Annotated in this window: 12 protein-coding genes; 6 read left to right on the top strand and 6 right to left on the bottom strand. The window is 36.9% G+C overall.

The features are described 5' to 3' along the window. Positions 1 to 119: 119 nt before the first annotated feature. Complete coding sequence (locus tag C8N46_RS17655; RefSeq protein ID WP_108116432.1) at positions 120 to 1,097, top strand: LuxE/PaaK family acyltransferase; 978 nt, start codon at positions 120 to 122, stop codon at positions 1,095 to 1,097. Between the two features lie 389 nt (positions 1,098 to 1,486). Next, positions 1,487 to 2,791 (top strand): MFS transporter, encoded by a 1,305-nt coding sequence (locus C8N46_RS17660; protein WP_108116433.1) that lies wholly within the window; start codon positions 1,487 to 1,489, stop codon positions 2,789 to 2,791. Positions 2,792 to 3,110: 319 nt separating this feature from the next. Here C8N46_RS17660 and tyrS read toward each other — a convergent pair whose 3' ends face one another. Further along, a complete protein-coding gene (tyrS, locus tag C8N46_RS17665; RefSeq protein ID WP_108116434.1) occupies positions 3,111 to 4,409 on the bottom strand; it encodes a tyrosine--tRNA ligase in 1,299 nt (432 codons plus the stop codon). Between the two features lie 416 nt (positions 4,410 to 4,825). Between tyrS and C8N46_RS17670 the strand changes: the two genes are divergently transcribed. After that, positions 4,826 to 5,839: an NAD-dependent epimerase/dehydratase family protein gene (locus tag C8N46_RS17670; protein ID WP_108116435.1), complete on the top strand. Its 1,014-nt coding sequence runs from the start codon at positions 4,826 to 4,828 to the stop codon at positions 5,837 to 5,839. Positions 5,840 to 5,846: 7 nt separating this feature from the next. On the opposite strand, the gene C8N46_RS17675 is transcribed toward C8N46_RS17670, so the two are convergent. The 3 genes from C8N46_RS17675 to C8N46_RS17685 are packed head-to-tail and all read right to left on the bottom strand — an operon-like array spanning position 5,847 to position 8,372. Further along, a complete protein-coding gene (locus C8N46_RS17675) occupies positions 5,847 to 6,311 on the bottom strand; it encodes a DUF4296 domain-containing protein (protein WP_108116436.1) in 465 nt (154 codons plus the stop codon). Beyond that, positions 6,308 to 7,642 (bottom strand): dihydroorotase, encoded by a 1,335-nt coding sequence (locus C8N46_RS17680; protein WP_108116437.1) that lies wholly within the window; start codon positions 7,640 to 7,642, stop codon positions 6,308 to 6,310. Before C8N46_RS17680 ends, C8N46_RS17675 begins: the two co-directional genes overlap by 4 nt. Continuing rightward, on the bottom strand, positions 7,635 to 8,372 hold the full coding sequence (locus C8N46_RS17685; RefSeq protein ID WP_108116438.1) for a polyprenol monophosphomannose synthase: 738 nt from the start codon (positions 8,370 to 8,372) through the stop codon (positions 7,635 to 7,637). Before C8N46_RS17685 ends, C8N46_RS17680 begins: the two co-directional genes overlap by 8 nt. 273 nt (positions 8,373 to 8,645) lie before the next feature. Between C8N46_RS17685 and C8N46_RS21080 the strand changes: the two genes are divergently transcribed. Together C8N46_RS21080 and C8N46_RS17695 are read left to right on the top strand one after the other, a co-directional pair. After that, positions 8,646 to 9,305 carry a DUF4271 domain-containing protein gene (locus C8N46_RS21080; RefSeq protein ID WP_108116439.1) on the top strand — a complete coding sequence of 220 codons (660 nt, stop codon included), beginning with the start codon at positions 8,646 to 8,648 and terminating at the stop codon, positions 9,303 to 9,305. 22 nt (positions 9,306 to 9,327) lie between these two features. Next, complete coding sequence (locus C8N46_RS17695; RefSeq protein WP_108116440.1) at positions 9,328 to 10,074, top strand: uroporphyrinogen-III synthase; 747 nt, start codon at positions 9,328 to 9,330, stop codon at positions 10,072 to 10,074. Positions 10,075 to 10,165: 91 nt separating this feature from the next. Here C8N46_RS17695 and pckA read toward each other — a convergent pair whose 3' ends face one another. Both pckA and C8N46_RS17705 read right to left on the bottom strand, forming a co-directional pair. Beyond that, entirely contained in the window at positions 10,166 to 11,764 is a 1,599-nt protein-coding gene (gene pckA, locus C8N46_RS17700) for a phosphoenolpyruvate carboxykinase (ATP) (RefSeq protein WP_108116441.1), read from the bottom strand. A 68-nt stretch (positions 11,765 to 11,832) separates the two neighbouring features. Then, positions 11,833 to 12,231 (bottom strand): DUF423 domain-containing protein, encoded by a 399-nt coding sequence (locus tag C8N46_RS17705; protein WP_108116442.1) that lies wholly within the window; start codon positions 12,229 to 12,231, stop codon positions 11,833 to 11,835. A gap of 88 nt (positions 12,232 to 12,319) precedes the next feature. Here C8N46_RS17705 and C8N46_RS17710 point away from each other — a divergent pair, with 88 nt between their 5' ends. Further along, positions 12,320 to 13,684, top strand: coding sequence for a saccharopine dehydrogenase family protein (locus C8N46_RS17710; RefSeq protein ID WP_108116443.1), 1,365 nt, complete (start codon positions 12,320 to 12,322; stop codon positions 13,682 to 13,684). Positions 13,685 to 13,734: the final 50 nt, after the last annotated feature.

Raw genomic sequence — 13,734 nt, forward strand, 5'->3', positions numbered from 1 at the left:
ATACCTCTTTCACAACATACCAAAAAGCATCTTGAGTTTTCAAGATGCTTTTTTTTATTGAACTCATCTTGGCAAAAAGATGTTTTTAAGTACTTTTGCCACAGAATTTGCACTCACAAATGGACATCAATACAATTTTCAACATACATAATGAAGCTTCTTTTGAAACTGCTGCGTTTCAAACGTTTCAGCATCAATTTGAAAATAACAGTGTATATCGTTCGTTTTGCGATTTATTATATGTGCATCCAAGTGATGTGCGCAACATTGAAGACATTCCGTTTTTGCCGATTCAATTCTTTAAATCACACAAAATAGTTTCCAATCGTAATCCTGTCCAAGAAACATTTACGAGTTCAGGAACCACAGGAAGCATCACGAGCAAACATCATGTGACAGATATTGCTATCTACGAGAAAAGCTATCGCAACGGATTTGCACATTTCTATGGAAACATTGAAGAGTATGTCGTGTTAGCGTTGTTACCGAATTATTTAGAGCGAAAAGGTTCGTCATTAGTCTATATGGTAAACGATTTAATACAACGCAGTAAACAGTCTGAAAGTGGCTTTTATTTGCACGATTTAAAAGCTTTGGCAGAAAAACTCATTCAACTAGATAGGGCTGGAAAAAAAGTGCTCCTCATCGGTGTTTCGTTTGCTTTATTAGATTTGATTGAAACGACTCAATTTCAACTCAAAAACACCATTGTTATGGAAACAGGTGGCATGAAAGGTCGCCGCAAAGAAATGATTCGAGAAGAACTACACCAACAGCTTTGCAACGGTTTTGGCGTATCCAAAATTCACTCCGAATACGGAATGACCGAACTACTTTCACAAGGCTATTCCAAAGGAAATGGTGTCTTTCAAACACCGCCGTGGATGAAAATCTATACGCGCGATCCAGAAGATGCATTAACCATTCAACCCAACGGAAAATCGGGCGGCATCAATGTGATTGATTTGGCAAATATCAACTCCTGCGCATTCATCGCTACACAAGATTTAGGCAAAGTACATACAGACAATTCGTTCGAAATTATTGGACGATTTGATCACTCAGACATCAGAGGCTGCAATTTGATGGTATTTTAACACATTCACGCTGAAAGGTTTCTCAAAAAAAATCGAACTAACACTAAGTTTTACATCTTATTAGTTTAGTATTTAACGTGAGTTCGACTTAAGAAATCACTATACAATTCATAATTCATTGAGAAATAACTAATTGTCAGGAGCGCATTCGAGAACAGCTAAGAATTGATAATTTCAAAGGAATCTCATGAGCTATGCTCGGTATCTACGATAATGCTCGATTTGACATTGAGTATAATCTATTAGCAATCAGTTGCATAATAAAATAGTTATATCGAGCTCACGTTATTTAATACCTCGACTCCAAATATGTTCCTCCTACACGTATTTGGAGTTTTATTTTTAGCTTTAAAAAAACCGTATCTTTATAGCAAAAGCCTCCAAACTATATGTTCGAAAAACTATATCGATACGTCAACAACGAACAAGAAGAACGTGTCTGTACCGACATCACAGAAGATGCCTGCAAACATGCGCCAAAAAATTACTTTTTAATCTTAATCAGCAACGTACTCACCAAACTGGGTGATACGATGAGCAATCCAAAAACTGTACTTACGTGGTTGATGAGTTATGTGAATTCGCCCGTATATCTTATCAGTATGATTGTTCCGATACGAGAATCGGGTTCTATGATTCCACAAATTGCATTGGCATCGTATGTCAACACCAAAGCCATCCGAAAATGGATTTGGATTGTAGGCGCCATTTTTCAATGTATCGCTATTGCTTCTATCGGTGTAATTGCACTGTATTTTGAAGGCGCTACCGCAGGTTGGCTCATTATCATTGCTGTGATTATTTTTAGTATTTCCCGAAGTTTATCATCATTATCTTCCAAAGATATTACAGGAAAAGCCATCCCAAAAACCCGTCGTGGACGTTTAAAAGGCTATACAACTTCCGTTGCTGGCATCTTAGTTTTAGCGGTCGGAATTTACATTTTATACACTTCCCAAGAAGATGCGGACATCACCTTTTACAGCTATTTAATCTTCTTTGCCGCAGCTATGTGGTTGATTGCTTCGCTAGTATATGTTCAAATTAAGGAATTTCCAGGCGAAACCACTAGCAAAAAAGAAGCTTCTAAAGGAAATAGTATCCTCTCAAAATTCAGTTTACTTAAAACAGATACTCAATTTAGAAATTTTGTCATAGCGCGTTCGCTATTACTGTGTTCTGCATTGACAGCGCCGTTTTATGTATTGCTTGCGCAGAAATATGTTGGGAAAGAGAGTTATTTATTAGGACTTTTTATCATCGCGAAAGGAATTGCTTCTATCATCAGTTCGCCCATTTGGGGAAAACTTGCCGATAAATCGAGTAAAAATGTCATGGCAATTGCAGTGTTAATTGCTTCCGGATTGGGAATTTTAATTTTTTGTATCATCACTTTCGTGGAAACCTTCCGCGATGCCAATTGGCTCTACCCAATTGCCTTTTTCATTTTAGGAATTGCGCATGAAGGCGTTCGTATGGGACGAAAAACCTATGTAGTAGACATGGCAACTGGAAACGACCGAACAAACTATGTATCAGTCAGTAATACCATCATCGGAATCATTTTAATCATTACGGGCGGATTGAGCGCGTTGGTATCATTAATTTCTACAGAAGGAATCATTTTAGTACTATCACTCTTCGGAGTTTACGGTGCGTACAGAAGCTACCGATTGCCAAATGTAGAAGGGTAGTTTTCTTTAATGTATCAATGTGATAATTTGAAAATGTACCAATGACTTTTGAATCTCTTGTAAAATATTGTCATCGTCAGATTGAGTGATTTTTCAAAGCACTTCTCGATACAATTTTTCTCCGCTCCGCTACAAAAAATCACTCGAAATGACGGCTATTTTAATGTGTAAATTTGAAAATGCACTTCGTCAAGCTGAACTTGATTCAGCTTCTCACAAATAGCTAAAATTCTAACAGCCCAGAAATCTAACCATCTAAACGCAAAGCACATCTAGAATCTAGCAGCAAAGCGGTCTAGACTCTAACAGCGAAGCGAGTCTACGTAACAATCAACAAAAACTGGTTCTTTTTACCATGTTGAATCGTAACAAACTTATCATCAATCAAATCGTCTGTAGTGATTTTATAATCCTCTTTTACCTTAGTTTTATTTACTGAAACTGAATTTTGCTTCAACGCTCTTCGTGCTTCTCCGTTAGATGCCAAAAAGTTGGTTTTGGCAGCCAACGCGCCAATCATATCCAAGCCTTCTTCAATATCAGCACGGTCAATTTCTGCCTGTGGCACACCTTCAAAAACATCTAATAAGGTTTGTGTATCCAACCGTTTTAAATCATCAGAAGTACTTCTTCCAAAAAGAATTTGTGATGCTTTCATCGCATTCTCAAGAGCTTCTTCTCCATGCACCAATAAGGTAACTTCTTTAGCAAGACGATTCTGTAATAACTTTCTTCCAGCATCTTCTTTATGTTCTGAAATCACAGAATCAATCGTTTCTTTATCTAAAAATGTAAAGATTTTAATGTATTTTTCAGCGTCTTCATCACTGGTATTAATCCAAAATTGGTAAAACTTATACACCGACGTTTTATCCGCATCTAGCCAAATATTTCCGCCAGCCGTTTTTCCAAATTTAGAACCGTCTGCTTTGGTAATTAGCGGACAGGTCATTGCGTAGGCTTTGGCAGCTTCATCGTTCATTCTGCGCACCAATTCGGTTCCTGTGGTAATATTTCCCCATTGGTCAGAACCGCCCATTTGCAACAAACAGTTGTATTCTTTATGTAAATGGTAAAAATCGTACCCTTGAATGAGTTGGTATGTAAATTCTGTAAACGACATTCCTGTGCCATCACCAGCTACACGTTTCTTTACAGAATCTTTTGCCATCATGTAGTTAACTGTAATTCGTTTTCCAACATCACGTGCGAAGTCGATAAACGAAAAATCTTTCATCCAATCGTAATTATTCACTAAAATTGGCGCATTTTCCGCATTCGAATCAAAATCTAAAAAGCGAGACAATACACGCTTGATTCCCGCAACGTTTTTATTTAAAATATCTTCTGTCAGCAAATTACGCTCATCCGACTTCCCTGAAGGATCGCCAATCATTCCTGTAGCACCGCCAATTAATGCAATTGGCTTGTGTCCAGCTTTATACAAATGCATCAACAAAATAATAGGCACCAAACTTCCAATGTGTAAGGAATCGGATGTTGGGTCAAATCCGATATACGCCGTCGTCATTTCTTTGGTCAATTGTTCTTCAGTTCCAGGCATGATATCGTGTACCATTCCTCTCCAACGTAATTCTTCTACTAAATTGCTATTCATTTGTACATTCTTTTTAAAGCTCCGCAAAGATATAAAACGTCCGTTCTATATAAGTTTTATTCAAAAAAAATTATTTCTCCTCTAGAAAACAAAATACAAAAAAACTCAATTTCAGTACTTTACTTTCTTATTCTTTGCTTGCCCAAAGAAAAGAAACAAAAGAAAGGGCACTTTTAGTTCGTGAGTTTTCTATTTTAAATAAAGGAACTCATGAATCTTTGATTTCCAGAGGTGTTTTTGCTTTTTCTCTTAAAAGAAAAACCAAAACCGCAGGAGTTTTTCTAAATTTCTTCCATGGTTTCAGAAATTTTTAACGAAAAACCCCTGCTACACTGCGGAAAAGAAGAAGCCACTCTTGACGATTTAAAGATAATTTACATTACAAAAATGAAAAGAAAAAAGTTTATTTTAGTAGCATGATATTAGTTACGGGAGGAACAGGTTTGGTAGGCGCACATTTACTAGCGCATTTGGCGAAAACGGAAACACGGATTCGAGCAATATATAGAACGAAAGAAAAGCTGGAAACTGTAAAGAATGTATTTGGCTATTATTTTGATGATGTTCCTTCTTTTTTTGATAAGATTGAATGGCGCAAAGCCGATGTAACCGATGTGCCAGCGTTGGAGGAATCGTTTCCTGATATTACGCACGTGTATCATGTGGCAGCATTGGTCACTTTTGACCCGAAATTGTTTGAAAAACTCCGTAAAGTAAATATTGAAGGTACTGCCAATATCGTGAATTTTTGCATTGCCTATGGCGTGAAAAAACTCTGTTTTGTCAGCTCTATTGCTGCGATTGGCGAAACGGAAAACCCAAACATTCCTATTACAGAAGAAACGCATTGGAATGCTGAAGCTGATAATAATGTGTATGCGATTTCGAAATACGGTTCCGAAATGGAAGTGTGGCGCGGTTCGCAAGAAGGCTTAGACATTGTGATTGTAAATCCTGGAATTATTTTAGGTGCAGGATTTTGGCGTGGCGGCGGAAGTGGTTCGCTGTTTCGAAAAATTGACAAAGGGTTAAAGTATTATACCAAAGGAATTTTGGCGTATGTAGATGTGCAAGATGTCGTTTCTGTCATGATTCAATTGATGAATAGTTCTATAAAAAGTGAACGTTTTATTTTGGTGGCTGATAATTGGACGGTGGAAAAATTCTCCAAAACTACCGCAAAAGCACTCAATGTAACTCCACCACAAAAAGAAGCTAGTGCGTTTTTATTGGGAATTGCGTGGCGATTGGATTGGTGGCGACAAGTATTCACAGGAAAACGCCGTCGCTTGACACGATTGACCGCAAAATCCATTCAGTCGCAAATGGTGTATGACAGTAGTAAAGTAAAGGAACAACTGAGTTTTGAATTTACGCCGTTGGAAGAAAGCATTGCGCGTGTGAGTGAACGCTACAAAAATCAATCATAGAGCGTCTTTACTTATCTCCTCGCACTCTGGTAAACTCAGGTTTTTTCTTTGCTAAAGAATCTTTATCAATTTTGGAACGTTGTATTTTTTTGGCATCTTGAATAGAATCGCGTCGCTTTTGTTCTGCTTCGAGCGCTTCTCCTACTTTTTTTCGTTCTTTGGTTAGTTTGGCTTGCACAATGCCGTAAATTTCAAAATACTTTGTCGGATTTGCCGCGTAATAATCGTTACTTCGCTTGAATTGCAAACTGTCTGTTTCGTGCTTTGCATACAAATACGAATCTAAATGCAGATACGTGTCTTCTAGTTTTTGCTTGTTTACTCCTTTGATGGAATTTACCAACGTAACATCGTACAAAATGGCTGCCATTTGCTCTTTAGACAATAAATCATCTGGCTTTGGCACCGCTTCTTCTCTACAAGAAACAACCAAAACTAAAAGTGCTAATATGCTAAGAATGTATGTTTTCATCTGTTGAATTCTAATTGTTTTACGTGACGTTTTTCAGCGAATTTCCCTTCGTGATACGCCAAATTTCCATTGACAAATGTATGCGTTACGACAGAATCTAACTTCGTTCCTTCAAACGGCGACCAACCGCATTTGTACAATACGTTTTCTTTAGAAACCGTGTACGATTGCTCCAAATCAACTACGACCAAATCGGCATAAAAACCTTCTTTGATAAAACCTCTGTCTTTTACTTGAAACAATCGCGCTGGATTGTGACACATTTTTTGCACCATTTTTTCCAACGAAATTTTTCCTTGTTTGTGTGCTTGAATCATCGCGTTTAACGCATGTTGCACCAACGGCCCACCCGATGGCGCACTTGTGTACGGATTTGCCTTTTCTTCTAAGGTATGTGGCGCATGGTCGGTAGCTATGACGTCAATTCTATCATCCAACAACGCTTTCCACAATTCTGCTCGGTCATCGGCTGTTTTCACCGCAGGATTCCACTTAATATGCGTTCCTTTCGTTTTATAATCTTCATCCGAAAACCATAAATGATGAATACAGACTTCTGCCGTAATTTTCTTTTCTTCTAACGGAATGGAATTGTCAAACAAATGCGTTTCTTTTCCTGTAGATAAGTGAAAAACATGCAAACGCGCACCCGTTTTTTTTGCCAATGCAATCGCGGTAGAAGACGATAAAAAACACGCCTCTTCACTTCTGATAATTGGATGGTATTCAATTGGAATATCATCACCATATTTTTCTGTGTATTCTGCTAAATTTCTTCGAATTGTATCTTCATCTTCACAATGCACCGAAATCACCATGTCTGTGCTTGAAAATATTTTTTCCAACACGGCTTCGTCATCTACCAACATATTTCCTGTAGAAGAACCTAAAAATAGTTTCAACCCTGCAACTTGTGTAGTATCTACTTTTAAAATTTCGTCTAAATTATCATTCGTTCCACCAAACATAAACGAATAATTGGCAAACGAGGTGTTTTTAGCAATGTCTAATTTTTCTTGAAGTTTTTCTATTGTCGTTGTTTGCGGATTCGTATTTGGCATTTCTACAAAAGAGGTAATTCCACCCGCAATGGCCGCGCGCGATTCGGTTGCGATATTCGCTTTATATGTCAAACCAGGTTCTCTAAAATGCACTTGATCGTCAATAACACCCGGAAATACATGCTTTCCTGCAATATCTATTACTTCAGCACTTTCGTCAGAAAGATTCGTTCCTATTTTGGCAATACGTTCGCCTTCTATGAGAATATCTGCTGTTTTTATTTCGACTTCGCTAACTATTTGTGCGTTTTTGAGTAGTATTTTATGCATGACGTTTGGTTTTGGTAAACATACTTCTGATTTTCATTTTGATAATTCCGAAAAAAGCTTCCGAAAATATCGAACTGTCCATTTTAGAAACTCCTTTGGTTCTATCGGTAAAAATAACGGAAACTTCCTTGATGTTGAAACCGAGTTTCCACGCTTTGAATTTTAATTCAATTTGAAACGCATATCCCACAAAACGAATATTATCCAAACCTATAGTTTCTAGCACTTTTCGGCGATAACAAACAAATCCTGCAGTTGTATCGTGAATTGGAATTCGGGTAATGAAACGCACATATTTTGACGCAAAATACGACATCAACACCCGATTCATAGGCCAATTGACCACATTCACACCTTTTACATAGCGAGAACCAATGGCGACATCAGCTCCTTCATTTTCACAAGCTGCTAACAACCGTTCCAAATCTGCTGGATTGTGTGAAAAATCGGCATCCATTTCAAAAATGTATTCATAGTCGCGCGCCAATGCCCAACGAAACCCATGAATGTATGCGGTTCCCAATCCTGTTTTGGCGTTTCGAACTTCTAAAAATAATCGCGAAGAATATTTTTGTTGGAGTTCTTGTACTTTTTTGTGCGTTCCGTCAGGAGAATTATCGTCCACAACCAAAACATCAAATGCCCTTTTTTGCGCAAAAACGGCTTCAATAATAGCTTCAATATTTTCAATTTCGTTATACGTGGGTATGACTACAATTGCGTCGGACATTTTCTAAAATTAAAATAATACCAAATAAACTTTAAAATAACCGATTAAATTTGTTTCTATTTCCTTTATATTTCAATATAAAAAAGAAGCGTAACTAAAGCTATGCTTATGTTTTCTATTTCATCTAAAGAAACTATAATTCAAATTTTGCATCAATCATTTTAAAGCTTATCTGGCATAACAAAAGTACACAAATTATAGGTTTTGCCATTGTGTTCGGTATTTTGTCCTAAATTTTTATGTATTATTTAACATACTTGCTAATTTTACCAAATGTTTACTTCTGTAGAACGAACCGTCATTTCTAACGATTGGCTTACATTGTTGTTTGTCACAACCTTATGTTTGCTTGTGGTGACACGTTTGTTATTTCGGAAGAAGTTTGCGCTTTTTTTAGGGTTTCTTTTTTCGAATGAATATCAAAATCAGGCGATAGCAAAACAAGAAAAAACCATCAATACATTTACCTCATTATTGTTTTTGGTGCAGGTAATTTCTTTTTCGATTTTTGGGTATATAGCGGTCACTTTTTTTCGCCCATATTTAGTTGACGCGCAGTTTTTGTTTGTGAAAATTAGTTCCTTCATTTTATTTTTTGTGATAATTCGATATATTTTAGAGAAAATTATAGCCGTTATTTTAGAAATTGAACCCTATATTGATGCCTATAATTTCCATAAAATTAACGCTCGAAATTTATTTGGGCTGCTATTGATTCCTGTTAACTTGGTACTTGTGTATTACGATTATCAACATAAGATTGTATTTTTCTCAGTAATTATCATTTTTCTATCGTATAATCTCATAGTATTATTTCTTCTACTAAAGAATTATCAAAAATTGATTATCAGCAAGTTGTTTTATTTTATTTTGTATCTTTGCGCACTTGAAATTGCCCCTTATTTAGTTATCTATAAATTACTAATTGAATAACGCGACATATAAAATAAAGGTTATGAAAGTCAAAACCATTTTAGTTTCTCAACCGGAACCAAAAATTGAGAACTCACCTTACTCAAGGCTTATTGATAAGCAAAAAGTAAAGATTGATTTTAGACCATTCATACATGTTGAAGGTGTAAGTGCAAGAGAGGTGCGTCACCAAAAGATAGACTTAACGAAGTTTACAGCTATCATTTTAACAAGTAGAAATGCGGTAGATCACTTTTTTAGAGTAGCTGAGGAAATGCGCTTTAAAGTGCCTGATACCATGAAGTATTTTTGTCAGTCGGAAGCTGTGGCTTATTATTTGCAAAAATACGTAGTGTACAGAAAACGTAAAATTTATGTTGGGAAACGTACGTTTCAAGAGTTGTCTCCGTTAATTAAAAAATACAAAGACGAAACGTATTTGTTGCCTTCATCGGATGCATTGAAACCTGCTGTTCCGGAAATGTTGAATTCACTAAATGTTAGTTGGGAACGCGGAATTTTCTATAAAACTGTAGTGAGTGACTTGTCAGATTTACGCGATGTGTATTATGACATTTTAGTGTTCTTCAGTCCGTCAGGAATCAAGTCATTGTTGGCAAACTTCCCTGATTTTGAACAAAACAACACGCGTATTGCCGTATTTGGAAATTCTACTATCAAAGCAACTACCGAAGCTGGATTGCGAGTAGACATTAAAGCACCAACGCCTGAAACACCATCCATGACGATGGCTTTAGCAAAATATATTGACGAAGTGAATAAGAAATAAACACTCTTCAAAAAATTAACAACAATTAAAAAGCGTATATCCATCACAGATATACGCTTTTTATTTTGGGTTGGTTATTGTTTCGTTGCTATTAGCCTATAGGACCGCCAGCCATAATTTCATCACTTGCATACGCCGAAAATTTCTGAAAGTTTTTTTCGAAAGCTTTTGACAATTCTCTCGCTTTTGAATTGTATGCAATAGCGCTATGCCATGTATCAATTGGGTTTAACACCTCGTTTGGCACATTTGGACAGTCTTTTGGGATTGCCAATCCGAAAATTGGATGTATTTGATAGGCTACATCGTCAAGTTTACCTTCCAAAGCAGCACTGATCATGGCACGAGTATATTTCAATTTCATACGCGTTCCTTTACCATAAGGACCACCAGTCCAACCTGTGTTAATAAGCCATACATTTACGCCAGCTTCTTGCATTTTCTTACTCAGCATTTCTGCATACTTCGTTGGATGCAAAGGCATAAATGGCGCACCAAAACACGCAGAGAAACTTGGTACAGGTTCATCAATTCCCGCTTCTGTTCCTGCAACTTTTGCCGTATATCCTGAAATAAAATGATACGCAGCTTGCCCCGGAGTTAATTTTGAAATTGGAGGCAATACACCAAACGCATCAGCCGTTAAGAAAAATATATTTTTAGGATTTCTTCCAATAGAAGGCACTTGAATATTGTCTATATGATAAATTGGATAACTTACACGCGTATTCTGAGTAATAGAAGTATCGGAGAAATCTACGTTTTTGTTTTCATCTAACACAACATTTTCAAGAATTGCTCCTTTTTTGATAGCGTGATAAATTTCTGGTTCGTTTTCTTCGCTCAAGTCGATGGCTTTTGCATAGCAACCGCCTTCAAAGTTGAACACTGTATTTTCGTTTGTCCAACCGTGTTCATCATCTCCAATTAATTTGCGATCTGGATCTGCAGATAAGGTTGTTTTTCCTGTTCCAGACAATCCGAAGAAAATAGCGGTATCGCCTTCTTTTCCAACATTTGCACTGCAGTGCATTGGCAAGGTATTTTTGAAAACTGGTAAAACAAAGTTCAACGCAGAAAAAATTCCTTTTTTAATTTCTCCTGTATAGCCTGTTCCGCCGATTAGGGCAATTTTCTTTTCAAAATTTAAAATGGCAAAGTTATGCTGACGCGTTCCATCAACGGCTGCATCTGCCATGAAACCTGGCGCATTGACAACGAGCCATTCTTCTTCAAAATCGTTCAATTCTTCTTCTGTTGGACGTAAAAACATGTTATACGCAAACATGTTACTCCAAGGATATTCGTTTATCACACGAATGTTCAATCGGTAATTTTCATCAGCACACGCGTAGGCATCACGAACATATATTTCTTTTTCGGATAAATACGCAGCAACTTTGTCGTATAGTTTGTCAAAAGCATCAGGCTCGAAAGGAATATTAATTTTTCCCCACCAAACCTTATCTTCTGTAATACTATCTTTCACGATAAATCGATCCATGGGAGATCTTCCAGTAAATTCTCCAGTATTTACTGCGATAGCGCCAAAGGAAGTTTCAATCCCTTGTCCCTTAAGTATCGTTTCGTCATGAAGTTGTTCTGAGGAAAGTTGGTAGTGTACTTTTGCATTTTTGATTCCGTACTGATTTAACGAAATCGTTTTCGTTGAGAAGGTGTTATTCGTCATAACTTTTAACTCTTGTTGTGTTTTTGTAAAGGGCAAAAGTATAAATATTTTTAGATAGTCTTCCTTTTTTAACTGATTTTCTCTGTTTTAAGCTTGAAAAAATTTAAGCCCAAAGTTATCCATCCAATAATTAACAAGGCACCACCAATTGGCGTAATGAATCCTATGCTAGTAATATCAATACCTGTTGCGTCTTTTGTTGCCAAAAGATAAATAGAGCCTGAAAACAATAGAATTCCCCATAACACAAATACATATATAAGTCGGAGCATTTTTAGTGAAACTACATTGGACATTCCCACAAAAAGCAAGAAAAATGCATGATACATTTGATACCGAACGCCCGTTTCAAATGACGCAAGTTGGTCAACTGTTAACACTTTTTTGAGTGCATGTGCGCCAAAAGCACCTAATATTACTGCTAGTAAACCTAAAATTGCTCCTGTAATCAATATTTTTTTTCTCATAATTGACGAAGTTATTTTTATAAATGTAACATTTCACTACATTCGTGTTATATTTGTCGTTTTACAAATTTACGCAACAAAACTTACTATGCGAAACATTTTAATTATTGGTGCAGGAAAATCTGCTTCGTACCTTATTAAATATTTTTTAGATAAAAGTCATACCGAAAAATTACATATTACTGTTGGAGATATCAACCTTGAAAGTGCCAAAAAACTCGTTGGCAATCACGAGAATGCTTCCGCTATTGAGTTGGATGTTTTCAATAAAGAAAGTCGTCAAACCGCTATTAAAGAAGCTTCAATTGTGATTTCGATGTTGCCTGCGCGTTTTCATATCGAAGTAGCCAAAGATTGTGTTTCGTATGGTAAAAACATGGTCACAGCATCTTACATTAGTGAAGAAATGCAAGCATTGGACGAGGCTGTAAAAGAAAAAGGCTTGGTGTTTATGAACGAAATTGGCGTAGATCCAGGTATCGACCACATGAGTGCGATGGAAGTGATTGACCGCATTCGCGATAATGGTGGAAAAATGATTTTGTTTGAATCGTTTACGGGCGGATTGGTTGCTCCAGAAAGTGACACCAATTTGTGGAATTATAAATTTACGTGGAATCCAAGAAACGTGGTACTTGCAGGACAAGGTGGCACAGCGAAATTTATTCAAGAAGGAACGTATAAATATATTCCGTACAACCGCTTGTTCCGCAGAACAGAATTTTTGAACGTGGAAGGATACGGAAAGTTTGAAGCATACGCAAATCGCGATTCTTTAAAGTATAGAAGTGTGTATGGTTTGGACGATGTATTGACTTTATATCGCGGAACGATACGAAGAGTTGGCTTTTCAAGAGCGTGGCAAATGTTTGTGATTTTAGGAATGACCGATGATAGCTACATCATGGAAAACTCCGCTGACATGAGCTATCGTGATTTTGTGAATGCCTTTTTGCCGTACAGTCCGACTGATTCTGTAGAATTGAAAATGCGTCATAACTTGAAAATTGATCAAGATGATACGCTTTGGGAAAAGTTGCTCGAATTGGATTTGTTCAACCCAAATAAAAAAGTAGGCTTGAAAAATGCAACACCTGCACAAATTCTTCAAAAAATATTGATGGATAGTTGGACCTTGGCGCCAGACGATAAAGACATGATTGTGATGTACCATAAGTTTGGCTACGAAAAAGATGGCGAAAAGTATCAAATTGATTCAAAAATGGTCATTTTAGGCGAAGATCAAACCTATACGGCAATGGCAAAAACTGTTGGCTTGCCTGTTGCTATTGCAGCTTTAAAAATTCTTAATGGAGCAATCACCACGCCAGGCGTGCAATTGCCGATTACCAAGGAAGTGTATAGACCTATTTTGGACGAATTGGAAACTTTCGGAATTAAGTTTATTGAAAAGAAAGTGCCGTATTTTGGGTATAATCATGATTCGGTTTAGGGTTTTTGATTGACGGTTTTTGATTGACGATTGACGATTTTTGATTTTCT

The sequence above is a fragment of the Kordia periserrulae genome (assembly GCF_003054265.1).
In the GTDB taxonomy this organism is placed as follows: domain Bacteria; phylum Bacteroidota; class Bacteroidia; order Flavobacteriales; family Flavobacteriaceae; genus Kordia; species Kordia periserrulae.

Coding starts and splice junctions, on each gene's coding strand:
- C8N46_RS17655 (WP_108116432.1), top strand. CDS start 120: ATGGACATCAATACAATTTTCAACATACATAATGAAGCTTCTTTTGAA.
- C8N46_RS17660 (WP_108116433.1), top strand. CDS start 1,487: ATGTTCGAAAAACTATATCGATACGTCAACAACGAACAAGAAGAACGT.
- tyrS (WP_108116434.1), bottom strand. CDS start 4,409: ATGAATAGCAATTTAGTAGAAGAATTACGTTGGAGAGGAATGGTACAC.
- C8N46_RS17670 (WP_108116435.1), top strand. CDS start 4,826: ATGATATTAGTTACGGGAGGAACAGGTTTGGTAGGCGCACATTTACTA.
- C8N46_RS17675 (WP_108116436.1), bottom strand. CDS start 6,311: ATGAAAACATACATTCTTAGCATATTAGCACTTTTAGTTTTGGTTGTT.
- C8N46_RS17680 (WP_108116437.1), bottom strand. CDS start 7,642: ATGCATAAAATACTACTCAAAAACGCACAAATAGTTAGCGAAGTCGAA.
- C8N46_RS17685 (WP_108116438.1), bottom strand. CDS start 8,372: ATGTCCGACGCAATTGTAGTCATACCCACGTATAACGAAATTGAAAAT.
- C8N46_RS21080 (WP_108116439.1), top strand. CDS start 8,646: ATGTTTACTTCTGTAGAACGAACCGTCATTTCTAACGATTGGCTTACA.
- C8N46_RS17695 (WP_108116440.1), top strand. CDS start 9,328: ATGAAAGTCAAAACCATTTTAGTTTCTCAACCGGAACCAAAAATTGAG.
- pckA (WP_108116441.1), bottom strand. CDS start 11,764: ATGACGAATAACACCTTCTCAACGAAAACGATTTCGTTAAATCAGTAC.
- C8N46_RS17705 (WP_108116442.1), bottom strand. CDS start 12,231: ATGAGAAAAAAAATATTGATTACAGGAGCAATTTTAGGTTTACTAGCA.
- C8N46_RS17710 (WP_108116443.1), top strand. CDS start 12,320: ATGCGAAACATTTTAATTATTGGTGCAGGAAAATCTGCTTCGTACCTT.